Annotated in this window: 26 protein-coding genes and 2 pseudogenes; 6 read left to right on the forward strand and 22 right to left on the reverse strand. The window is 44.0% G+C overall.

What is annotated here, in order from left to right:
- Positions 1 to 45 precede the first annotated feature (45 nt).
- Positions 46 to 303 (reverse strand): hypothetical protein, encoded by a 258-nt coding sequence (locus tag BVG16_RS31150; protein WP_078499123.1) that lies wholly within the window; start codon positions 301 to 303, stop codon positions 46 to 48.
- Between the two features lie 385 nt (positions 304 to 688).
- Between BVG16_RS31150 and BVG16_RS31155 the strand changes: the two genes are divergently transcribed.
- Positions 689 to 1,273, forward strand: a complete 585-nt coding sequence (locus BVG16_RS31155) for a TetR/AcrR family transcriptional regulator (protein WP_078503095.1) — start codon at positions 689 to 691, stop codon at positions 1,271 to 1,273.
- A 7-nt stretch (positions 1,274 to 1,280) separates the two neighbouring features.
- Complete coding sequence (gene map / locus BVG16_RS31160) at positions 1,281 to 2,027, forward strand: type I methionyl aminopeptidase (protein ID WP_078503096.1); 747 nt, start codon at positions 1,281 to 1,283, stop codon at positions 2,025 to 2,027.
- A gap of 680 nt (positions 2,028 to 2,707) precedes the next feature.
- On the opposite strand, the gene BVG16_RS31165 is transcribed toward map, so the two are convergent.
- From BVG16_RS31165 to BVG16_RS31190, 6 genes are all read right to left on the reverse strand, one after another.
- Positions 2,708 to 3,478, reverse strand: coding sequence for an ABC transporter permease (locus BVG16_RS31165; protein WP_078503097.1), 771 nt, complete (start codon positions 3,476 to 3,478; stop codon positions 2,708 to 2,710).
- Positions 3,479 to 4,237 carry an ABC transporter ATP-binding protein gene (locus tag BVG16_RS31170; protein ID WP_078503098.1) on the reverse strand — a complete coding sequence of 253 codons (759 nt, stop codon included), beginning with the start codon at positions 4,235 to 4,237 and terminating at the stop codon, positions 3,479 to 3,481.
- Positions 4,238 to 4,252: 15 nt separating this feature from the next.
- Positions 4,253 to 4,603 carry a DUF1048 domain-containing protein gene (locus BVG16_RS31175; RefSeq protein ID WP_078503099.1) on the reverse strand — a complete coding sequence of 117 codons (351 nt, stop codon included), beginning with the start codon at positions 4,601 to 4,603 and terminating at the stop codon, positions 4,253 to 4,255.
- Between the two features lie 12 nt (positions 4,604 to 4,615).
- Complete coding sequence (locus BVG16_RS31180) at positions 4,616 to 4,963, reverse strand: DUF1048 domain-containing protein (RefSeq protein ID WP_078503100.1); 348 nt, start codon at positions 4,961 to 4,963, stop codon at positions 4,616 to 4,618.
- The gene (locus tag BVG16_RS31185) at positions 4,960 to 5,268 is read right to left on the reverse strand and encodes a PadR family transcriptional regulator (RefSeq protein ID WP_078503101.1); all 309 of its coding nucleotides are present in this window, start codon (positions 5,266 to 5,268) and stop codon (positions 4,960 to 4,962) included. The genes BVG16_RS31180 and BVG16_RS31185 overlap by 4 nt, the downstream gene beginning before the upstream one ends.
- Positions 5,269 to 5,490: 222 nt before the next feature.
- A complete protein-coding gene (locus BVG16_RS31190; RefSeq protein WP_078503102.1) occupies positions 5,491 to 6,267 on the reverse strand; it encodes a sugar phosphate isomerase/epimerase family protein in 777 nt (258 codons plus the stop codon).
- A gap of 663 nt (positions 6,268 to 6,930) precedes the next feature.
- On the opposite strand from BVG16_RS31190, the pseudogene BVG16_RS31195 reads away from it, so the two are divergent.
- Positions 6,931 to 7,584: pseudogene (locus BVG16_RS31195) on the forward strand (IS110 family transposase); the annotation flags it as partial.
- A 149-nt stretch (positions 7,585 to 7,733) separates the two neighbouring features.
- Here the strand turns inward: BVG16_RS31195 and BVG16_RS31200 are convergent.
- The 4 genes from BVG16_RS31200 to BVG16_RS31220 form a co-directional block, all read right to left on the reverse strand.
- Positions 7,734 to 9,023, reverse strand: coding sequence for a DUF1963 domain-containing protein (locus BVG16_RS31200; protein ID WP_078503103.1), 1,290 nt, complete (start codon positions 9,021 to 9,023; stop codon positions 7,734 to 7,736).
- A 374-nt stretch (positions 9,024 to 9,397) separates the two neighbouring features.
- A complete protein-coding gene (locus BVG16_RS31210) occupies positions 9,398 to 10,072 on the reverse strand; it encodes a hypothetical protein (RefSeq protein WP_078503104.1) in 675 nt (224 codons plus the stop codon).
- On the reverse strand, positions 10,026 to 10,307 hold the full coding sequence (locus BVG16_RS33595) for a hypothetical protein (protein ID WP_233147224.1): 282 nt from the start codon (positions 10,305 to 10,307) through the stop codon (positions 10,026 to 10,028). The genes BVG16_RS31210 and BVG16_RS33595 overlap by 47 nt, the downstream gene beginning before the upstream one ends.
- Before the next feature lie 96 nt (positions 10,308 to 10,403).
- Positions 10,404 to 11,072: a histidine phosphatase family protein gene (locus tag BVG16_RS31220; RefSeq protein WP_233147225.1), complete on the reverse strand. Its 669-nt coding sequence runs from the start codon at positions 11,070 to 11,072 to the stop codon at positions 10,404 to 10,406.
- A 420-nt stretch (positions 11,073 to 11,492) separates the two neighbouring features.
- Here BVG16_RS31220 and BVG16_RS31225 point away from each other — a divergent pair, with 420 nt between their 5' ends.
- Both BVG16_RS31225 and BVG16_RS31230 read left to right on the forward strand, forming a co-directional pair.
- Entirely contained in the window at positions 11,493 to 12,035 is a 543-nt protein-coding gene (locus BVG16_RS31225; RefSeq protein WP_078503106.1) for an RNA polymerase sigma factor, read from the forward strand.
- On the forward strand, positions 12,008 to 13,684 hold the full coding sequence (locus tag BVG16_RS31230) for a DUF4179 domain-containing protein (protein ID WP_158081851.1): 1,677 nt from the start codon (positions 12,008 to 12,010) through the stop codon (positions 13,682 to 13,684). Before BVG16_RS31225 ends, BVG16_RS31230 begins: the two co-directional genes overlap by 28 nt.
- A gap of 85 nt (positions 13,685 to 13,769) precedes the next feature.
- On the opposite strand, the gene BVG16_RS31235 is transcribed toward BVG16_RS31230, so the two are convergent.
- Both BVG16_RS31235 and BVG16_RS31240 read right to left on the reverse strand, forming a co-directional pair.
- Positions 13,770 to 14,009 (reverse strand): hypothetical protein, encoded by a 240-nt coding sequence (locus tag BVG16_RS31235; protein ID WP_078503108.1) that lies wholly within the window; start codon positions 14,007 to 14,009, stop codon positions 13,770 to 13,772.
- A gap of 110 nt (positions 14,010 to 14,119) precedes the next feature.
- Positions 14,120 to 14,548, reverse strand: a complete 429-nt coding sequence (locus BVG16_RS31240; RefSeq protein WP_078503109.1) for a GNAT family N-acetyltransferase — start codon at positions 14,546 to 14,548, stop codon at positions 14,120 to 14,122.
- A 460-nt stretch (positions 14,549 to 15,008) separates the two neighbouring features.
- On the opposite strand from BVG16_RS31240, the gene BVG16_RS31245 reads away from it, so the two are divergent.
- Positions 15,009 to 15,917 carry a copper amine oxidase N-terminal domain-containing protein gene (locus BVG16_RS31245; RefSeq protein ID WP_158081852.1) on the forward strand — a complete coding sequence of 303 codons (909 nt, stop codon included), beginning with the start codon at positions 15,009 to 15,011 and terminating at the stop codon, positions 15,915 to 15,917.
- Positions 15,918 to 16,056: 139 nt separating this feature from the next.
- Here BVG16_RS31245 and BVG16_RS31250 read toward each other — a convergent pair whose 3' ends face one another.
- The 9 genes and pseudogenes from BVG16_RS31250 to BVG16_RS34225 form a co-directional block, all read right to left on the reverse strand.
- On the reverse strand, positions 16,057 to 16,620 hold the full coding sequence (locus tag BVG16_RS31250; RefSeq protein WP_158081853.1) for a uridine kinase family protein: 564 nt from the start codon (positions 16,618 to 16,620) through the stop codon (positions 16,057 to 16,059).
- Between the two features lie 233 nt (positions 16,621 to 16,853).
- Complete coding sequence (locus tag BVG16_RS31255; protein ID WP_078503112.1) at positions 16,854 to 17,702, reverse strand: AraC family transcriptional regulator; 849 nt, start codon at positions 17,700 to 17,702, stop codon at positions 16,854 to 16,856.
- A 212-nt stretch (positions 17,703 to 17,914) separates the two neighbouring features.
- The gene (locus tag BVG16_RS31260) at positions 17,915 to 18,397 is read right to left on the reverse strand and encodes a carboxylesterase family protein (protein WP_233147226.1); all 483 of its coding nucleotides are present in this window, start codon (positions 18,395 to 18,397) and stop codon (positions 17,915 to 17,917) included.
- Between the two features lie 347 nt (positions 18,398 to 18,744).
- Positions 18,745 to 19,203 carry a VOC family protein gene (locus tag BVG16_RS31265; protein ID WP_078503113.1) on the reverse strand — a complete coding sequence of 153 codons (459 nt, stop codon included), beginning with the start codon at positions 19,201 to 19,203 and terminating at the stop codon, positions 18,745 to 18,747.
- 180 nt (positions 19,204 to 19,383) lie between these two features.
- Positions 19,384 to 19,839, reverse strand: a complete 456-nt coding sequence (locus BVG16_RS31270) for a DinB family protein (protein ID WP_078503114.1) — start codon at positions 19,837 to 19,839, stop codon at positions 19,384 to 19,386.
- Positions 19,840 to 19,979: 140 nt separating this feature from the next.
- The gene (locus BVG16_RS31275) at positions 19,980 to 20,504 is read right to left on the reverse strand and encodes a GNAT family N-acetyltransferase (RefSeq protein WP_078503115.1); all 525 of its coding nucleotides are present in this window, start codon (positions 20,502 to 20,504) and stop codon (positions 19,980 to 19,982) included.
- A gap of 196 nt (positions 20,505 to 20,700) precedes the next feature.
- Positions 20,701 to 21,063: a VOC family protein gene (locus BVG16_RS31280; protein WP_078503116.1), complete on the reverse strand. Its 363-nt coding sequence runs from the start codon at positions 21,061 to 21,063 to the stop codon at positions 20,701 to 20,703.
- A 315-nt stretch (positions 21,064 to 21,378) separates the two neighbouring features.
- The gene (locus tag BVG16_RS31285; RefSeq protein WP_078503117.1) at positions 21,379 to 21,603 is read right to left on the reverse strand and encodes a hypothetical protein; all 225 of its coding nucleotides are present in this window, start codon (positions 21,601 to 21,603) and stop codon (positions 21,379 to 21,381) included.
- Between the two features lie 499 nt (positions 21,604 to 22,102).
- A pseudogene (locus BVG16_RS34225) lies at positions 22,103 to 22,401 on the reverse strand (transposase); the annotation flags it as partial.
- Between the last annotated feature and the right edge of the window lie 106 nt (positions 22,402 to 22,507).

Consider the following 22,507-nt stretch of genomic DNA (forward strand, 5'->3'; position numbering starts at 1 on the left):
STRCSSATNDATACTNTRYCHNAGCDCCGTTAGTTCAATCAACTTTCAATTTTTGGACTCTTTGGGTTCTCTAAATGATCCAAAAATTCCTGTAATAAGCCCAATTAACCCAAAAGTAAATCCATATCCAGAAGAACCTTCAAATGCCAATAAAACAATCACTCCGAACAGTATAATATGTACACCTAATAGTTGAACTTGAAGAGCACTTGGATTGATAAAGTCCAAAAATACAAATGCATAAAAGGCTGCAATAACTATTAGTGTTAGAGTGATTAAACACACAAATCCAAAACTATCCATCTCGGCCTCCTCTAAATTTCAATCATTTGCTTTCAACCACACCATTTCCCTCAGCAATATTCTTAAGTATATTCGCTTAAATTAACTTTTTTCGTACATATTGTATTTTTGAAATACCCTTAACCTCTACCACGTAATCCTGCCCGTTAGCGCAACGCGGCTGCCGATACATGCCGGCAGCCGCGTCTTAGTTTTTATTAAGCTATAGTGTCCCGTTAGGTTTACGCCAGCGCCCAGTCTACAACTTTATTATTACGGTCTAGTTCTTTATTGTTCAGTACTTCATTTTATCGAACACCAACAAATTTTTTGCATTTCTCCACCCCATGCGTTACTATTTTTATATTGACAAATTTGCAGGTCTATATAAGGAGGTTAACACGCTATGTGCCCCCGAACCAAAGAACAAAATGAGCTCATACGCATACAACGCAGAGAACAGATCCTGGACGTCGCCGCGCGCTCCTACTTTCGCACGGGCGGCAGCTTTGATATTCGCGACGTCGCCCGCGAGGCAGGGCTTGGTTACGGCACAGTATACCATTATTACCCCAACCGGCATTTATTAATAGAAGATGTGTTAGGAAGCGGCTTCGAGCGATGCGAGCAAGTTATCGCAAAATGGGCGAACATCAGCGGCAGCCCCCCGGATGACTGGCAGTTGTTGACGTATTGTAAAGCGCTGCTCCAGCTGTGGCAGTCGGACGCCCGCGCATATCTCGTCTACAAAATGGCGGCGGAACATTATGCAGGCTTGCCTGAAAGGGATCGACACCACGCCAAAAGAAAATTTATGGAACGGCTGTACGTTCCACTCCAATCTATCGCCCAGTGCGAAGACGGCAGCGTCGACCATATGCTTGCCGTGCTGGTCGGTTGCTGTGGGCTGCACTACTATGCGGGCAATTCCGACCTGGACGTCGATCGAATCGCCCGACTCGCTATGCAAGCTATTACGAAGGAGTTCTGATACGAACATGGTCATTTTAAAAAGCAAGCATGAAATTGAGGCTATCCGCAAGGCATGCCAAGTGGTGGCTGAATGCCATCGTACAATCGCCCCGCTTATCAAACCGGGTATTACCACCAACGAGATTGAGCGCATATTCGAGGACATTATGTTGAAGCACGGCGCAAAGCCATACCAGAAAGGCTATAAGGGCTATCAATATGCGACCTGTGCCTCCGCCAACGATGTGATCGCACATGGCTTCCCTAGCAATAAGCCACTTGAGGAAGGCGATATCGTGACGATCGACACGGTCGCTGAGCTCGATGGCTGGCTCGGCGATTCGGCCTGGAGTTATGCGGTCGGGCAGATCTCGCCGACGGCCGAGAAGTTGATGCGTGTCACGAAGGAATGTCTTGACCTGGGCATCGAGCAGGCGCAGCCCGGCAATCGACTCGGCGACGTGACGAGCGCGATTCAGCGGCATGCTGAATCACACGGTTTCGGCGTCGTGCGCGACCTTCTCGCCCATGGCATCGGCCGCAACCTGCACGAGGAGCCGACTTATATGCATGTCGGCAAGCCTGGAAAAGGCCTCCGTATCAAGGAAGGTATGGTGTTCACGATTGAGCCCATGATCACCGAAGGCACCTACTTCATGACAATCGATCCGGACGGCTGGACCGCACGGACGATGGACAACAAGCTCGCCGCCCAATACGAGCATACAATCGCTATCACGGCTGAAGGTCCACAAATTTTGACCGCGCAATAGAAAAATTAGAGGTCGACCAACGAAATAGTCGACTTCTTTTTTTCGTATTCGGCATAGCAGCTTTCTTTATTCGTTACAGGTGATCATGTAAATGATATCCCGTTCCCATCTTCAAGCCAAAGCAGGTTCGGGGACAGCGTGTCCATAGATCTGATGAGGTTTCTCGCTTGGACGCGATCATATTCAGTGCGAACAATTCATCTCAGGTGAACCGCACAACAAATTCGGAAACGCCGAGTGACTCGGACAATAAGCAGGTCAGTTGACGCAATACTGTTCTTCTGCAGGATACCACGGGTGCAGAGTATCATTAATCGAGCAATTTTTTGTTCTTTATTTCAACTGCGGTCCCATTCCGTTATCCTGCCCGATAGCGCAACGCGGCAGCCGATCCATGCCGGCAGCCGCGTTTTAATTAAGCTATAGTTCTCCGTTAGCTCAACGGCATCCACGATTTGACGCCAACTTCAATAAAAAAGAGAACGGGCCACCCGTGGCAGTCTGCTCCCTAATTATCTTGAATGCTCCTTACTTCGATATAAAGGAGTAATAGAACACCACTTCACTGCGACGGCCTTGATTTCAACGAGCAAAATGATGAAGCCTGCGCTTTGACAATGTGGAAGGCCCTTTACTTGATGATTTTATAGATCACTTTTTCCTTATAATGCATACAAAGATTAAGCTGCATTCCGCTTGTATGCGCGCATCGCAAATAGATATGCGACGATCATTATCCCTAAGCACCACGCTAATGCGACCCAGATATCATTGCCTACCGGTTGATTTGACAATAGTGCACGGATGGCCTCTACGATAGACGTCACCGGCTGGTTCTCGGCAAACGCGCGAACGGCTCTCGGCATCGACTCGGTCGGTACAAACGCCGAGCTGATAAACGGCAGGAAGATTAAAGGATAGGAAAAGGCGCTTGCTCCCTCCACCGTTTTTGCGGACAGTCCGGCAATGGCCGCGATCCAAGTCAAAGCCAGCGTAAACAGCACAAGTATACCGGCTACGGCAAGCCAAGACAGTACCCCTGCAGACGAACGAAAGCCCATAATGAGCGCTACGAGTATGATGACGACAACAGAAATGACGTTGGATACCACCGAGGTCAGCACGTGCCCCCACAGCACGGTGGAACGCGCAATCGGCATGGAGTGAAAACGCTCAATAATGCCCCGCTGCTTATCCAAGAACAGGCGGTAAGCCACGTAAGCCACCCCGCTGGCAATAGCCATAAGCAGTATACCAGGCAATAGGTAGTTCACATAGTTATCCGTACCGGTTTGGATTGCGCCGCCGAACACATAGACGAACAGCAGCATCATTGCAATCGGAGTGATGCAGACCGTGAAGATGGTGTCCATACTGCGGAAAATATGGCGCATGGAACGTCCGAGCATCACGCTCATGTCGCTGAAAAAATGGTTTTTTGCCGTCTCCATTTACATGGCCTCCTTTTTACCGATGATTGCGAGGAATATTTCCTCCAATGTCGGCTGTTTTTCAACATACTCCACCTTTGCGGATGGAAACAGCTTTTTCAGTTCCGAGAGCGTGCCGCCGGCGATAATCCTACCCTCGTGCAGAATGGCAATTTGGTCGGCAAGCTGCTCGGCTTCCTCTAAATACTGCGTGGTCAGGAATACTGTCGTGCCGCCGTTGGCAAGCTCCTTTATAATCTTCCAAACCTCGATACGTGCCTCGGGATCAAGCCCGGTGGTTGGCTCGTCGAGGAAAATGATCTGCGGTTTGCCCACAAGGCTCAAGGCGATGTCGAGCCTACGGCGCATACCACCTGAATAAGTAGATGGCTTACGGTCGGCCGCGTCAGTTAAGCCGAAACGTTTCAGCAAATCGTCCGCAACTTGACGCGGATGATCCAGATGCCGCAGCTTGGCAATCATGATCAGATTTTCCCGCCCGGTCAATATCTCGTCAACCGCGGCAAATTGCCCGGTCAAACTAATCGACTGCCGCACATGGTCCGGCTTTGACGCGACGTCGAATCCGTTTACGGTGGCGGTGCCTCTGTCTTGTTTGAGCAGCGTGGTGAGGATTCTGACAATCGTCGTCTTGCCCGCGCCGTTGGAGCCAAGCAGGGCGAAAATCTCACCTCGCTTCACTTCAAAATCGACGCCCTTTAGGACTTCTGTGTTCTTGAAAGACTTTCGCAGACCTTTCACTTCAATTGCTTTTTCCATCCCGCTATCCCCCTTTTACTTTTTTTTATCCGTAACCTTTTTCATGGCCTTGTTAACTTCTTGGCTAACAGATTCTTGATAGATGTCAGCGTAAGTTTTGGAATCTTTGATTAGATCGTCGCAGAAAGCTGCAACGTCACTGCCCGTCACATCGAGTACGCCTTTCCCCAAGGCCGCGCCCTCTTCAAAAAGATCGATAATCCCCGATAGCAAACCCGTACCTTCGGTTAGTTCAACAGGGCCAACCTTAAAGAGATATTTTTGAATCTCTTTATAAACAATCTGATAATCCCGTGGGAGCGCTTTGACACGCGCCACGTGTGCTCGCCACTCTTTTTTGCCTTCGATGATATCTCGAATTCTCATTTTATCCTCCTCCTATTTACTTAGTTTTTTAGCGATATTATTGTTGAGTTGCTCGCGCCACTTGTCGCGATAAGACTTTGCCCCTTCTTCGCCGGCCAGCGCCGAACAGAAGCCTTTGATATCGTCACCCAATACCTCTTGGACACTCTGACCGTCCGCCGCCGCTTCTTCAAGCAGGCCAAGCACACCGTCAAAAATTGGCATGAGGTTGCGACCGGTGAAATCTGAGTGCGGCCAAAGATTGGCATTAATTTTTTTCCATGCCGCTTGATAATCAGCCGGTAGCTTTTTTACTCGCGATTCAAAAGATTTGAATTCTTTAGTCATGTCACTGCCAGTGATCTTTTCCCAAAAATTCATTGTTTTTTCTCCTTTAACTCGTTAATTTTTGATGATACGAACCCCCATTTTTCCCAGAACCTCCGCAGTTCCTCGCGTCCCGCGTCATTGATCGCGAAAAACTTTCGCGGCGGTCCCATTTCGGAGGGCTTCTTGGTGATCTCCACCACCTTGTTTTTTTCAAGCCGGATCAGGATGGTGTACACCGTTCCCTCCACAACATCTGTGAAGCCAAGGGCGTTCAGCGTCCGCGTGATTTCGTAGCCGTAGGTTTCTTTGCGGCTTATTATTTCTAGGACACAGCCCTCAAGCACGCCTTTGAGCATTTCCGTTAAGTTCTCCAACACAATCACCCTTTACTATTCTGTACGACTGGTATGCAGTATTACTTACTACCGCTATAAAGTAACACGTAGTAGTTGGATTGTCAATAGCGTTATCGCTGACACGGATTTTATATTTTCAACTATCCTGCCAATTAGCACAACGCGGCTGCGGATCCATGCCGGCGGCCGCGTTTTAGATATTTATTAAGCTATCGTTCTCCGTTAGCTTAATGCTTCCAGCCTTCTTGCTCGTTCAAACGCTTTATGTAAAAACTCTTTAGCCGATAAATCCTCATAATCCCAATTCATGGCCTCTATTGCAGTCGCGCCAGAATAATCCGTTTCCGAAATTTTTTTCATGGTTGTAGACCAATCAATCGTACCGTCAAAGGGTAACCCATGTTGGGCATAACTTCCGTTATTATCATGTAAATGTATTGCCATCAACCGGGAACCGTACATGGATAATAAATCATTGCCCGGATAGTAGCGGTAGTGATGTCCACTGTCATAACAGAATCCGATACGCAGGGAATCCACTTGCTCCAGCACATACGCCAAATTGGTAAGATTCCATAAATTCTCTAGCGCAACATTGACACCAAGTTGTTCAGCTTTTTCAGTGATTCTCTTGATTCTATCCAGTCCCAATGTGTTACATGGATTGTCTTCGTTGGGCAGGTGCACCACCATTGTCGGAATCTCAAATTCGGCGCAATCTGCAACACATTGCAAATAGCAGTCGGTTACGGCTTCACCGTCCAGATTATCAAGCCAGAGTTTGTTTTCGTTTTGGACTGGTGTGTGGATATTTTCTATAAAAAGACCCGCTTCTCGCGCAATTTGCGGCCCTGTGCGGTAATCGTTCCGACCAAAGCAGTCACGACCAAAGCCATCGCTCCACCATAATAAAACGCCATCAAATCCAGCTTCTCTTATTAACTGATAACGTTCCTTAATCGGCAATTCATAGCCAAACCAATCATAAATAGTAATCATAAGTCGCTTCCTTTCTTGATTTTTCCGTCATAGCTTCTTCTTGCCCCAATTATAATGAGCGCCTTCAACTATCAAACTTTCTTTATGTATGATTTCTTTGAATCTCTTACTTCTATCGGATATCGTAAATTCTATGCACTACAATCCCAAACAAGATTATCTAACTCATAATAATTTATTCCATTCTTCTTTGATAACTCTTTTGCAATTTATGATTTAACGCTTCCGCAAGCTCCGATTATCCGATTATACGAAGTCTATCTCTACTTGTTGATTTAATAATTCCTCGTAAAATATCCGAGAAGCAGTAATATCTTCTACAAATAAAACGGATGAGACATATTTAATCATGTTCGCTTCCTCCATGATTTAATGTGGCTTGTCTTTAATATAAGATTTCGAGAGTATCGCCTAAACGTCTTATTTACGAACTTCGTAAATTCACCATGCTTTAAGGTATTCGTGAAACAATTCAACTATCCTGCCCATTCGTATTATGAGGTCACCAGATCTGGTAGACCTCATTTTTGTGTGGTCGTAAGATAGCGGTAGTCGGGGATCGAACGAATCTGCCCGTGGGAGCTGGATCCCGAATCACATGCGATAATGTGGACGACAAGAAGGTTAGGGGTTGCCGGTGAAAATTATTTTGGGAGTGATGAAATGAACCCTGTCATTGGTTTGGATGTATCTAAAGGTGAAAGTCATGCGCAAGCTTTACGAAAGGTGAAAACGGATGCTGCTGACGCATACCAGTTGGGGGAATTGTTCTACAAAGAAGAGCTGGAGCCTTACAAAAAACGTGGTCAATATCTGATGAATCTGCGTTACCTGACACGCCAACATGAGTCTCTAACGAGTATGTACGTACAAACAAAATTTCAGTTCCAAGCAGTGCTGGATCAGGTTTTCCCGGAGTATCATGGCGTGTTTGGTGACCTTTATTCGAAGGTGTCCCTTCGCTTTCTTGCATTATATCCAACGCCTCAAGCAGTGCTAGCGATGTCTGAGAAAGAAGTCATGGCTAACATTCAGCGCCTTGCAGAACATGTCAATCCTTCTTGTTGGTCGCTGGAAAGTGCACAAAAGCTAATGGTTGCAGCGGAGCGTAATCCCTTCAAGGAGACAGCTTTCCCAAGTCATTTAATCTCTCTGGAGCTAATCATTAATTTACTTCTTCAATACCAAGAGCATCTAGCGAAACTTGATAAATCGATAGAGGCCCTGGCTGAAGAATTAATAGAGTTTGATTTGATCCAATCGATACCCGGCATTGGTACTAAAGTTGCTGCAACAATTTTAGCTGAGATCGGAGAAACATTGTTGCTTACAAAGAACACGCGACACCAGCCCTCAAAAAATGTGCCCAAATCACAGGTATCGCCTTTCAATTTTGAACGCTTCTCCCATCTTTCACAAAGATCCTTTTCGCTGTGACTACTTTTTACGCGTACATCGGGCGTGGCTTAGCTTTGCTGATACAACGTAGCCGTCACCTTATCCTCTGCACAAACAAACATATAAAAAATACCTTCCCCTAAATTGTCGAAATCCGCCCAGTCCACCTGACCTATAAACCGCATGCGTTTGGCACAGCAAGGGCAAAACGGATAATCAGCATCCTGTACCCAGCTCGGGTGACCCCCGATCTGCGAATCCTGCTGAGACAAGGTCCAAATCGCAGCATAATACGGGGAGTGCGGCTCGGACGAAAGGGTTAACCTTGGTCCTGTCATGCCGCTGCTGTCCTCGGAATCAAAACTCGGCAAATACGCAGGTTTTTGGTTAAATCGGCTCCAGACCGGCACGCCCTGACGATCCAGCTCCACGTAAATGGTGCTGAAGCATCCGCAGCGCTCACAGGTTTCCACTTGCAGGCGTTCCAGCGGCAGGCCGAGATACGCCAGGGAAGGATGGGATGTGTCCGCATCCAACAGGATGGTCAGCTTACCATCGCACCATGGGCAATTGGAGGCGCTTATTTTCAGGAAACGGGCATTGGACGCTGCAGTTGCAGCATCACGCTGCTCACCTGTTGCCCTAATCGCATAGCTCAGGCCATGGGTCAAATCGCGCCTTTCCCCGTCCGATGTGAGCTCCCAGCCCCCCTCAAGGGCATAAATTTCAGGACCGACGAACAATTGCTCCGCCCACTCCGGTGGATGTAATCGCCATTCCCGAATCCGGCTGATAACCACGGGATCTCCAATCCAGCTCAAAATTAGCAGAAGATGATTGCGGTTATCGTCGTCCCATTCCACCTGCTGCAGCAGACGGTCCCGGATGTCAGGTGGGGCATCCTTGAATAATATGCCGGAATGGTACATGCCGTGTTCCATGAGCTCGGGCAGAACTTCGACGATATAATCATTCCGGTAACACACTAGCGATAATAATATAGGGTCAGCTTCGTTCTTATCACCGGCAGCCAAAAGCTCCAGCGCATACTTCAGCATTCGGCCCGCCTCTTCAGCCGTTAAGGATACGTACATCTGCTCTTTGCTTAACGGGTACGGAACATATTGAATCAGCGGGTCATGCTGCCTCGGTGTATGCATTACCTTCAGAATTTCTACCGGATCCGTCAAGTCCTCATATAAGTTCACCGTTTTGCGATGCTGCTCAATATAGGCTTGCCGTTTCTGCCGTTCCTGCTCTTGATGGCAGGGCATGCAGTAACCGCCTGTTTTGGCGGCCGTGGTCGGCAGGATTGTTGCCCTGCAGCCTTCCGTTTTGCATGGAATACGTTCCGTCACGGCTACTCACCTCCGTTATGATGTTCTTTCATTTATAGATTCATTTTGGGAAGTTTCCTTGCAAGTAGGAATCCCATAGGTTATTGATAAATTCAATATCGATCTTGTTTTCAAACGCCTTGGAAATTAGATCAAAGTCGTCCGACGTATACCCCGCCAGTTCTGAATTCTGAGTTATCCGAAAAGTTTGCTTAAACGCAAATTCCCTAATTTCTCTGATCACTTTATTTTCAGAGGGATCCATTTCAATCATTTTTTCGTAGCTAGGATTCCATGCCATGTCAAATTCAACAGCATCCCTGGCGTCTAATTCAGCATCCCAATCGATAATATCTCACTCGCTGTTATCAACGGAACCATGCCTCCTTCCATAATCAGGAGCCGATATACAGCTTACGCTCTGAGAAGATCGCCGAATACCCGAGCCTATACAGCTCGAAATACGGTGCGAGCGGGTCACCCTTAAGTCCGTAGCGGTGCCACTGCAAATAATAGGAAATCCAGTAATCGCAGGCAATCGAGTAATAGGCCTCATCCAGAATCTCAATAGGTTCATCATAATTCTTGTGCTCATGAACAACTTCAAACAGTGCCTCATAAACATCGGGATCGTAGGATTCACGGATGGTGTCTATTTTATCATGTGGCAGGAGTTGAACTTCTTCGATTCCAGTCAGGTATGCCGCCGCTTCCGCCGCACCATCCCATTCAGCAAACTCGTCTAGCAATTGCTTCAGCCCTTTAATAAGCTGCTCGCCATACCCTTTCAACACGTCTTCAGGCACCTCATCAGCTTTGCTGTTGAAATAACCTGGCACCGTATCTCCGCTAAAATCATCCGGGTCCAGCATCTCATATATCCGGACAATCCGCTGCATATAAGCTTCTCCATCTTCAAGCGGCTCAAAAGTGGCTTCCACCCCTTTTCCAATAGGCATATACATTTGAAAATATCCATACAGCGTATCTTCTTCAATGACTACGTCATCAGAATCTGCTTCTTCATCCATAAGACTGAGCAGATACCTTGCGTACATCTGCTTCTCCATATGTACCCTCTCCTTCTCGCAAAGTATCGGAGTTTTTTGGTCCTATTTTTCCATATAGGACCGGATAGTGCTTACTGCTTTTCTCATATCCCCTAGGTAGGTATATCCAAACTCTTCTTTCAACGTCTAACTGAGGTATGTAAAAGTTATCAATGATCCTCACATCACCCGTAATGGTGTGACCTTCTGCCGGAGAAAATACGCTTCTCCAAGGTTTAGCCATGATCGTTTTCATTTAATACTTCCCCTGAATAATTCCATTTGATCCTCAACCAAATTGTACTACATATTGAAACTAAACTGCCCGTTAGTATAACGAAAAATCGACTACTTACACTAAGTGCACAATAGATCCAAAGTCATCTAATCTGAAAATACCATCCTCGCAATTTACTTTTGTTATTGAACACTCCTTGATCAATGAACTTTGCTCGATTATAAAATTGGGGCGTCTCTTTCGCAATTCCTCCTCCGAGATTACATTTACCAAGAAATCAGTTATTAACCCTCCGTGGGTAACAATGATGATGTTATCCTGCGGATGTTCCTTTGCCAATTCTATTAAACACGAAGATAAACGCTCACCTGCTACTCTTGCCGAATCACCTGCTGGCGGGGAAAAGTCACGATCATGTGTGCATCGCTCCCATATCTCAACAAACTCCTCAAATGTTTGACCAGGTATGTCACCCCAGTTGGTACGTTCTCGCAAACGACTATTCTCAAAAATTGTAGTGAATGATTCTTTTGCGATGATTAAGGCTGTTTCTTTAGCCCTCTTAAGTGGACTACTAAAGATTTTTGTTATCGGCATTTCACGAAAATGTCGTGCAGTCGCTTGAGCTTGTACTATGCCTTCAGACGATATTGCGACATCTCCAATTCCCTTTTCTTTTTTAGCATGTCTGACGAGATAGAAGTTTGTACTCATGGCATCAACTCCTTTAGTTAAATTATATGAATTTAATGTTTGTCTAATTTGATTTTCATCTAACTTCATTATATTTCCATCAATATACAGATACAAGAATATATTGAAGATAACTGCCCGTTAGCTTAATAAAAAGTTCATACTTTTGCTTTTAGAACAAGTCATAGACGATCTTACCCTCAATGAAATTCTTACACAAAGTATCGCAGATTCTAACAGCATTGGCTTTAATCCATCCGTTGCTATTAGCATCTCAAATGAAAAAACAGTAGCTGATGAATATCGACTATCACATAAGAAATATACCATTCCATTATTTCGGACTTTCAATGTGCTAAATTTATTATGTATCCTACTCCTCTCATTTCATGGCACTAACCAGTATTCTTATCATGCCACTTCTTGAGGGCATTTATCTTCTAGGGAACCTTTTCGAACCCATATTAGTCTTACATATGAAAATACACCAAATGAGGAGGTGCTAGAGAATTGAACGATCGGGAAATGTTCGAGACTTACAAAGACCAAGTCTATCGACTCTGTAGGTACATGCTGAATCATCGGTCTGATGCTGAGGACGTCTGCCAAGAAGTATTCTTCAAGGCGATGATCGTAGATCGGACCACGATCAAAGACATAAAGCCCTGGCTGATGCAAATCACTGTGAACGAATGCAATACGGTCTTGAAACGTCGTCAGAACGGAAGACGGAAAGAGAAATTATCCTTCCTGCTCTCGCTGTCCCGTCCATCCGTGAAAATCGAAGAGCAATACGAGCAAGCAGAGACAGCCGATGAATTCAGCACCATACTAAGCAAGATGCCTGACAAGCTCCGCATTGCGATTGTGCTCCGATTCTCAAGCGACATGAGTATCGCAGAGACAGCGCAAGTGCTCCAAGTTGCTGAAGGCACAGTCAAATCACGCGTCAACCGTGGACTACACATGCTGCGCAGCATGATGAATGAATCCCCGAATCTCATGAGCGAAGGAGATGTATGGCCATGTACCCCATCCGTGAAAACGAAATGAAAGAAAGACTTCAACAAAGTGATGAGCAAACACCGGATTATGAGACGATGTGGAGTCATATCGAACGGAGAGTCGCAGCGCATAAAGCCCACCACACACATCCATCCACTGCACGAAGATCTGCATCGAGAAAATGGGCGCCTGCCGCCATCGTCCTAGCCTGCTGCTTGACGATATCCGTCCCTGTCTTCGCAGGTGTGAAGATCAATTGGAACAATCTGTTCGGCACGCAAATCGTGCATACAGCCCTGGAGAATGGCATCGGGCAGCAATATGATCTAAGTAAGACCCAGAGCGGCGTGACGATGAATCTCCATGGGGTCGTTACCGACAATGACCAGATGAAAATTCTCGTATCCTTGGATGTTCCGAATATGCCGGAATTTGAAGCCGTGGCTATGGAGTCCACACTATTGTCCGAGGATGGGAAAGACGCGAAACCGATCTACGGCTATTACTCAAAAGACAAAGACAGTGGCAAGCTGCTCGGGATGTATACGCTGGATGATACGCTGAAAGAGAAGCGGAAGGATTATCATTTGAACGCCAAAGACCTGGTGTTCTACCAAAGTGCCTCCATCCCCGTGAGATGGAAAGGAGAACTGAAGCAGAAGTTAGACCTGTCATCTAAGGAATATCCCGGGCTTACGGTTCAATCGATCATTCAAGATCACGATAAGGTGGCGATACGTTACACGATCACAACGGCAATTCCACGAGATCAAGCCAACCGAAGAGATCCGAATTTAGAAATAACTTTTCAAGGGAAAGTGGTGAAAGCAGTATCACGAACCCTACTTCCTTCCGAAGGTAATGAAATGCTTATGGAGAATGTCTATCCAATAAGCGAGGATCAGCTAGAAAATGCATCATGGGGATTGTCTTACCTGTCAGATGTACAGCGCATCGATGGCACTTGGGATTTCCATTACACGGCGGATGGCAAAAAAGCAAACGAAGCCATTCATACGCAGCCGCTTACTCCGGATGCTAAGCTGATAGAACATTCCGCTATATCGCTGCAAAAGCTTATCGTTGCACCCCTTAGCATTAAAATTCCATTCGAACGGGTCGGAGAACCAAACCTATGGGCCAATCTAGGGGACGTCTCTTTCAACAAAATAGCCCTCCAAGTCGGCGATCAAACGATTGATGGGTGGTATCAAACGACTCAAAATGAACGTAATGAGAGGAATGGAGAATACTTCAGATTCGATACACCAGGATGGTATCAAGAATGGTCCGGTGTGCCGATGAAGCTTATTCTTAAGGATCCTATTGTCCTTAAAAGGGATACATCAAAGAATTGGATTACCCTTCAGACGCCGGGCAAAACAAAGCAGCACGCTGCTGTACAACTGCCTGAAGGCTTCGACATCCAGTATACCTATTACTTCGAGGGGGATGACCTCGTCGTTGAGTCTGATTCCTCATCACCGATATTCTATGCACTTAGTCAGAGTGTCCTACGGTTGAATGGTGACGACAAACAGATCCTTCCGGAATATCGCCCCTCTGGACCGAACGCCATTGGCAAAAAAATTGAACATTACAAAGATATCCCACGCGATGCCGCCATCGAAATCAATCCGGGCATCTATCTTTACCGAGATCCGAGCCGAGAAGCAACAATCCAGATTCAACCGTAACGCAAAAAGGCTGCCGATGGCAGCTGGAGGTCCCCCGTTGAGAGACGATTATAAAAGTGCAAAGATCGAGATCAAAAGATCCAATTCATTGGTTCTCACGCAATTCCGTCGTCTTGATGGTTGTGCCGAGTGTGGTTAATCGATACAGACCGAAAACAACTGGATTAGCTTGCACCAATCCTTCACGCAAAAGGTCTTTGAGTGACTGATTTACGTCGGATGGATTCTCCGATGCTTTCGGAAGCTGACCAGCAATCTGCGCTGGTGTCTGCCATTCTTTGGTTAATGCCAATAATACCGATTGTTGCAGTAGAGTCAAGTTCATGCTTTCTTCCTCCTTTTTGTTGCCTACAATACGGAAAGGCAGCCGATAATATTGGCTGCCTTTTCCTGATGGTTATTGCGGTATCGTGTCGCGTTAGTTGAAAAAGCAAATCATAAATATTTTTTGAACCCTTTACTGGCTGAACCACTGTATCCTTCTTTTTCAAAGAATTGATGTGCTCTTTGGCGTGATGAATTACTTAAAAGCATAATCTTATGACAATCAATTGATTTGCAGTAATCCTCAACATATTGTAGAAGTTTTTGTCCAATATTTCTGTTCCTATGATTTTCATGAACAATCACATTCTCTACCACTCCATATGGTCTAAAACCATGCAAAGCCTGCAAACATATGTTTAATGTAACCGTTCCTAATATTTGTCCATACTCCTCGTATACAAGTAAAAAATTGTTTGAATCCCTTCTAATAGTCTCAATTTGTGCTCCGAAAACATTCATTTTCTTACTGTTTGGTACTAACATTCTATAGAGCTCGAATATTTGATCTTTATCTGATATTTCAGCTTCTCGAATCATAAGATTTCGACTCCTTTTTAACTGGATCAATACATGGTATTCGCCTTCTATAGTTTGTTTCCTTTATTTGTAACCTCCCTGCCCGTTACCCAAATGCTATTGGGAGGGCAATTGCTACAATAAACCTCCATATTTAAAAGACTGACGTATATCAATGATCTGGCGATTGATGGCTGGCCAACTGTGACCAAACCCCAATATTATCTGGATCTCATGCATCGCGGTCAAAGGCGAGAACAAGGTAAGTAGTAAGGTTGATGATTCAACTCAACTATTTCTTTCATGCTGGAAAATAATATCCAATGATTTGATAAAGAATGACCTGCAGTTGTGCATTTTTTCTATGACACAAATGTTCCTGGATAAAAAAAGAAAGGAACGATTTCTCTGGGGTGTGAAACATTTCTAAATGTTGATTCGTATATATTGATGTTAAAAATTAGATATGAATGGAGGAACTATGGTGAGAAAATGTTATTCGTTGCTTATTTCCGCATTTCTACTGTCGGTTCTTGTAGTTGCGCCCACAACGATATTCGCCGCAGCACCGGCAACATCGTTTAACGTCTATATGAATGGGAAGCAACTGGAGGATGTGCTAATGTTGCAGGGGCGCACACTTGTGCCGTTGACTGCCTTCGATGATCCGGCTCGGCTTAGTTATACCTATGATGCCAATTCGAAGACTGTCAACATTACAAACAAGGTCAACAAAGTGAGCATCCAATTAAGTGGCGGGGCGCAGGAAGCAATTATGAACGGGAAGAAAGTAAAGCTTGATGCGCAAGTAACCTTTAAGGGTGACCGTACCTTTGTGCCGTTGCGTTTCTTGTCTGAGAATCTGGGAGGGAGTGTTAGTTATGACAAAGAGGGCAAAAAAGTCGTGGTTCGCACCCCTTCAGAGCAAGAACGATTCAAAACATTGATGAGCGGAGACTTGACGGAGGCACGCAAAATTGCCATTAAGCTTCCTGTCATATACGGGAAGGACGCTCTTCAACCACAGGGCGAAGGATTTTCAATCCAATATACGTTTCCTAAGGGAGAAACTCTTCGTTATTATCAACAATATAAAGGGCTAGTTAATTATGTCGAAATTAATGCTGATGGACTTGCAGAAATAAAATGGCAAGGGGATGAACCTCAATCCGGTATAGAGCACCGCGAGAAAGGGAACAAACCAGCCGATCTAGGTGAAGCCGTCTATTTCATTGATAACGTAATGTCCGATTACACGTACTATGGTACGATTGACAAATTGGGAAAGTCGACCGAACTAGGGCAACTCGACCGATCGGAGGAAAACAATAAAGGCAAAGTAATTGTCCCAATCGACGAAGAAAAAAGAATCGATGCAAGTAAAGACTAGATTACATATTTCATCTGTCAGCATGCCAGCCCCCGACTGTAAGAGTCGAGGGTTTTTCTTATTGACTATTCATTATACAGCTATAAGGAAACTGGTATTATGTTGAATCGCCGAAGGCTCCCTAATTTTCAGGAAAGACTCATTTTCTTATCATACTACTTATCCAACAACTGATAATATTTTTCGATATGCCCTCTAGGTGGTTACCATGAATGACTATATCTGCAAAATTTTTAGTGCGCAGTACAAATTCTATTTCTCTATGTTTTGCAGCATCTAGGTAATATGTTGCAACTTCCTCAAAACCCACGCCCCAATTTTTCATATTTCTACTTATCCTTCGATACATGCGTTCATCTGAATCAAGATCAACAAAGATCTTTACATCTAACATTTTTCTTAACTCTTCAAAGTAAAGTGTGAAAATGCCTTCTAAGATAACTACTTCAGGAGGATTTTCAGCACTCAGTAAGTTGTTTAAGTATTCCATTAACTTGTTATAGTCTAATGCATCTGGATGATTAAAATCGTCGTATTCCACATTTGATACAGGCGATATCATCTTTGGCAAATCCTTTTTATAGAAATCGTCCGTTGAGACAACATCTACTTGATAATCTTTAAGTTCTTTAGCTATAATATCGCAGTAAGTTGACTTTCCGCTGCCCGAACCACCTGCAATTCCTACAATAATAGGTTTCAATTTTGCCAGCTCCTCTTTTTGTATTTGAAACTTCCCTCAGCATAGGGATAATATTCCACTAACTGCAGGGAAATCCTTCTTACACCATTATCCTGTCCGTTAGCTTAAAAAATGAGCAGACTGCGGTAGCCTGCTCAACAATAAATTTTATGCAACTATTGTGTCCCGTTAGCGCAATGTAGTACGACGGGAGCCCGATGAGAAACACACACGTGTTGCATGGAGTAAAAAAGTTATTTTTTCTTTACTGGTATCCAAATCTCCCCAGTAACATACCCTGCCGTTCCATAATACATTTCGAAGCTAGGGCCTTCAACCTGTTCGTATTCCGATGTCGGAAACCATTCGGAATAAATCCGTCCCCATAACTTTATTAAATCACATTGCGGTTCCGGGAAAATCGCCCACGTTAATGCCGGGACAGAAAGTTTTGTAAATCTCTCCGGAATTTCAAGCCCTTTTGGCAAAAAATAACTCACCATGTATTTAAAAGATGTTCCAGTATGATCATATAAGGCAGCGTGCAAGATGGTGTTACTAAAACGTCCCAGTAATCCATTCATCCCTTCAACACTGCCATCTACATCACATTGTTGGCGGAATTGAGCAACTTCAGCATATACTTTTTGGGGATCGGAATTGACCAGACCGTAAGCTCCAAACATCTCAAAAGGCCCTTTTGATTCGATGCGGTAATTCATTTCGATATCTCCTTTTATTGAAATATGAAAGGACATTCGAGGATAGGCTTTTAGAGAAACGCCTTTATCGCGCGCAGATATTGGCATGATCCCATGAAGATTCTTAAACGCCCGTGCAAACGCTTCTGGCGAATTATATCCATATTTCATAGCTACATCAATAACCTTGGCATCTGTTGTCTGCAGTTCAAATGCTGCCAATGTCAACCGTCGACGTCGAATGTACTCAGATAACGATACTCCAGTAATAAACGGAAACATTCTTTGAAAATGGTAAGTAGAGCAACAGGCATTCTGAGCTATTTCATCATATGAGATATTGTCCGCTAGGTTTGTTTCAATATATTCCATGGCGCTATTCATCCTGTCCAACCAATCCATCGTTTTCCCTCCCTTCAAGATAAATTTTATCGCAGATAAAAAATGAATACCGTGCATTTTCTGCACGAAAATGTCAGCATGTCGATGATAATATAATTCTCCCTCTATTGGTAGTAACATTGAGCTATGCTGCCCGTTACTTCAATAAGAAAAGAGGAGCCACATCGCTGCAAGCTCCTCCGCTATCGTGTCCCGTTAGTGTAAAAACAACTTCATTTCCTTAGCGTTAAAGAATGACCTAGAAACCAGGTATATAATTCCGGATTATCGTATGTTTCTGTCCAGGAGTTATGATTCATCTCAGGATAAATTGTGAATGAGACATTTCCATCATTTGCCCGAAGTACGTCTACCATTTTTTTTGATTCAGCAATAGGAACTACATCATCCTTCGCGCCATGGAATGCCCAGGTGGGCGTTCCTATTAGTTCATTTATCCGGTTGGGGTTACCTCCACCACATATTGGAGCGATAGCCGCGAACCTTCCTGGATACTCTGCTGCTAAGTGCCACGTCCCATAACCACCCATGCTTAGCCCCGTCAAGTATAACCGATCCGGATCTACGTTGTAGTTTGCAATGATCTCATCTACTAATGCCATCAATCCGTCTTGTTCAGCATTCCAAAAAGAATCCTCCGGGCATTGAGGGGAAATCGTAATGAATGGAAAAGAAGGATCGCGTTCTGCTATCATAGGAATTCCATGTACTTTTACTAACTCCAGATCATCTCCACGTTCACCTGCCCCGTGAAGAAATAAGATTAATGGCCACTTGATTGAGGATTTTTTTCATAATGATCTGGCAAATGTAAGAGGTATTTCATCCGCACTTTTTTTGTTATTTCTTTTTCCAATTTATTTGCGGTTTGACTCATTGTATCTCCCTCACTTTTGTGATATTTCCCATAGGGGTAAAAATAGAATTCCCCATATTTCCCGAAATTCCTTCAGTTGTATTTTAGTTTTAAACTGAACAGACTGCCAAAAAGTCTTTACATTCTGTTCCTGGTCATAATGTTGAGCTCTTGTGTCCCGTTAGCTTAAAGATCTTCTCGGTTTTTCTTAATTTCTAAATACCACTCGCTTAAATAAGGTACATATGAAAGTTGCATCGGTGTATCATCGAGCATCGAAATATATTCAAGCTCGTTACCATCGGGATCATCAAAATAAAAAGCAGCGGCAGGCATCCATGTATGTACGATCGGCTCTTCGGTTCCACGACCAAATACTGGCTTAATACTAATACTTCTCTCTCTTAAATACTGGGGGGCAAGGATTAAATCTTCATAATTTACATTGAAAGCGAAATGACGAATCTTCATATCCTCTTCTTTGACTTTCCAGAGTCCAAGCATATGTTTTTTCTCATCTGTAATCCATAAAAAAGCTACATTTTCATAACGGACCTCTAGCTTCAATCCAAGTGATTCGTAAAACGAGATGGAGATATCCATATCACGAATTAATAAATGAGTTTCAAATAATCCTTTTATCATATTTATTTCCCCTCACTAAATAGCTTCAGTCATAACTTTATCTACATATTATTGTGTAATCCTGCCCGTTAGTGCAACGCGGCTGCCGATCCATGCCGGCAGCCGCGTTTTAATTAAGCTATAGTGTCCCGTTAGTTCAATGCCAATCCCATTCCGAGTAATGGTGATTATTAGGCCCTGTTAGAGCCTCGCGAACGTGATGTAATCGACTTGGACAGGCTCTGCCGATTCGATCCGAAGTGCCTGGTTGATCTGTCCCCGGTGATATTGCCCATGTAAGAGGACCTGCGACAGGATGTCCCGGACGGACGTTCGGAACGGAACCCCGCTCTGGTTCGCATAGTCGATCATCTCGTCCAACTCGGATTCCTCGAGCCCTTCGATATAGACGCGATATTGCTCGGCGTTTTCTTCGAACATCGTCCGGATTGCCGTCAGGTCTTCCGCTTCCTCCCACAACGAATATTGCGCGCTGCCCTTGCCCTGCAATCGGGACAGCCAGACTCGTTCCGCGACCGCGACGTGCCGAACCAGCTTCAGAAGGTCCTTGTTCTTCGTCTCACTCTCCTCGAGCGCGTCCAAGATGCGTGCGTTCGCCCAGTACAGGTGGTCCATCATGCACTTGATCGTCTTCATTTCGGTTTCCCCCTCTTCGTCTCATCGATAACTTGAACCTACTGTTATCCGTTAGTTTAATCATTTGAATATTTTGCTCAACTAATCTGCTCGTTACTTCAATAGAAAAAGGAGCGGCTGTCGCAGCACGCTACTCCACGCTAACGTGTTCCGTTAGTTGAGTGAACCTTGTTTATAAAAATTATTCCCTTGCCTGTCCAATGTTCTGTTATAACATCATGTTCATTATAAATGCCATGTGTATATTCATTGATTGTATTTCTCCAGAATTCTTGTGAGGCAGAATTATTCCCATGTTGAAGTACTTCCCAGCTACCTACATGTTTATCAAACACATGCTTTGCTGCACGTTCTCCAATTCCTTTTCTTCGGTATTTACGCATGATAAAAAATTCTGATATGGATCTAGAATTATCGCCGTGTAAAATGTAACAATGATCATTAACTAGTACAAATCCAGCATATTGGCCATCAACCTTGACAAAATATGCTTGTCTCTTATCTTCTGTCCAGTAATGGTCAAAGTACTTGTAGCCATAAAACCCATGTTCATTTATATCTGCATCGTTGAATTCGCTGAAATCATATTCATAAAATTCAATTAATTGTCTTAATATTGACTTTTGACTTTCTGCTACTTCCACTATTTCTATAAAATAGTCCATCTATTTCACCTACTTCTTTAGATTGGTACATATGTCAGATAACGTCTTTATTACGAACTGAATAATGCCCATATGTAGATTATTCGCGAAATTATTGAATTAACCTGCCCGTTAGCGCAACGCGGCTGCCGATCCATGCCGGCAGCCGCGTCTTAGTTATTTATGCTATCGTGTCTCGTTAGTTCAATAGCAAAATCTATATTTGAATCACACTGATCATATTCCCGTTATTATCGGTAAGATCAAATCGCCTAGGTTCACCATTTCTTATCTCGGACACTTCTACTCCGAGTTGCCCAAGTCTCGCCCTAACTTCATCTGCATTTTTCACAACATAATTGAAAGGGGTGTACTTATTAATAGGTTCAAAATCCGGGATTTGCACTAAATGAAACCCGCAATTTGCTGCAATTGCTAGTCCAGCCATTCTTTCATTGCTCCAGCGAAGACCAAAACCAAACACTTTTTGATACCATTCCAATGACTCCTGAAGATTCCTTACAGGTAGAAAAACCGCATCAATCCGGTCAACAAAACGTTCAACAACTTGTTCACTCATTGGGAAACCACCTTTGTTATGATATGTTTCCCTTTTATAATACAGAACGTTTGTTCCTTTGTAAATATATTCATCTTTTAACAATTCTGCCCGTTAATTTAATAGGCTGCCATTATTATGGCAGCCTATTGGAAATTGAACTATCGTTTCCGTTGTGTAATAAATATCCGTAAAGAGTCAGAATCTTAAGCAGTTAAAAAAGCTAAACAACCTCAGCCCAGTAGAATACCGAGCGGAGGCTGTGGCTTAAAGATGTCTACTTGACGGGGGGGAACTTCATTCAGCGGCAGCCACAATGTTATGGTTGTTGAGCTCTTAATCCTGGGATGGATCCTCATCCATGACGACGGCTGAATCAAATACACTATCCTGCGGAACGCTCGTTAGATCTAGCTTTTGCTTCACCTGGTAGTTGATATTCCAATACCAGGCCTCAAAGGAGTCATCCAACTGCTCTTCTCGATTACGATCCTCGTTCACATCCGAATCAACTTCGATTTTATTACCTAATACCCCGTAATCGTCTTTGGGATGGATCATATTTTACTTCAGCTCCTTCGTATACGGATTGAATTAAAATTCCCTGTAAAACCAATTTTATACATGGTATTGCTTTTCCAGCTTCGGCGAATAAATTACTGTAAATCAGCATTTTTCTACCAAACCTGCTTTTGTTGTTACGTTATCCTGCCCGTTAGCAGGGAAAAGACAGCCGATAATCTTAGCTGCCTTTTTCTAATTGTTATTGCGGTATACTGTCTCGTTAGTTCAATAACAGCCAATTATAATTTTTTCTTTTGTATTCTTTCAATAAATATCCAAGTGTGATAAATTAACCAAAAAACAATAGGAACTAATAACACATAAGGTCTCTTATTTGCTGGAAGAAAGTAAAATAAATATAGCCCAATTATTAGTATTGGCGGCATTAAAATAAAATATTTCCAAGCCCCCAAAATTCATAATTATATTCATTTGGATGCTGTATAAGTGCTTAGAACGATCGATCCGGGCCTTAAGCTGTCCCGATTTAGCGGACTTATCCAGTAAGCCACCCTGCCTCTAGGATTACTTTTTTTAAAGCCTCGAAGCAGGAATCGCCGAAACCCACGGTTGTTTTTCAGTTGTCCGAACACGCTCTCTTGTTCAATCATGCGCCGCACTGACAGTGCGTAGCCTTGATCACTTCGAAGTTTTCCCCTTGCTTTCATAGCAAAATACTAATTTCTGACCGACTGCACATGTCCATGTATCTTCGGTTTCATCATACGTCCAATTGTCGATCTTGCTAATGTCGTTTTTCCACGCTTTCGATTTCTCTGTGTGATAAGTACCAAAGGATGGTTTCTTTTTGTGTTTCCAAACAAAAAAAACGAGGCTGTCCCTAGGTCTTTTCAGACCTTATGGGACAACCCCTTAGTTCATGATCTTCGAGAATGAATCT

Origin of the sequence: Paenibacillus selenitireducens (genome assembly GCF_002021565.1) — a bacterium.
Taxonomy (GTDB): Bacteria; Bacillota; Bacilli; order Paenibacillales; family Paenibacillaceae; genus Paenibacillus_K; species Paenibacillus_K selenitireducens.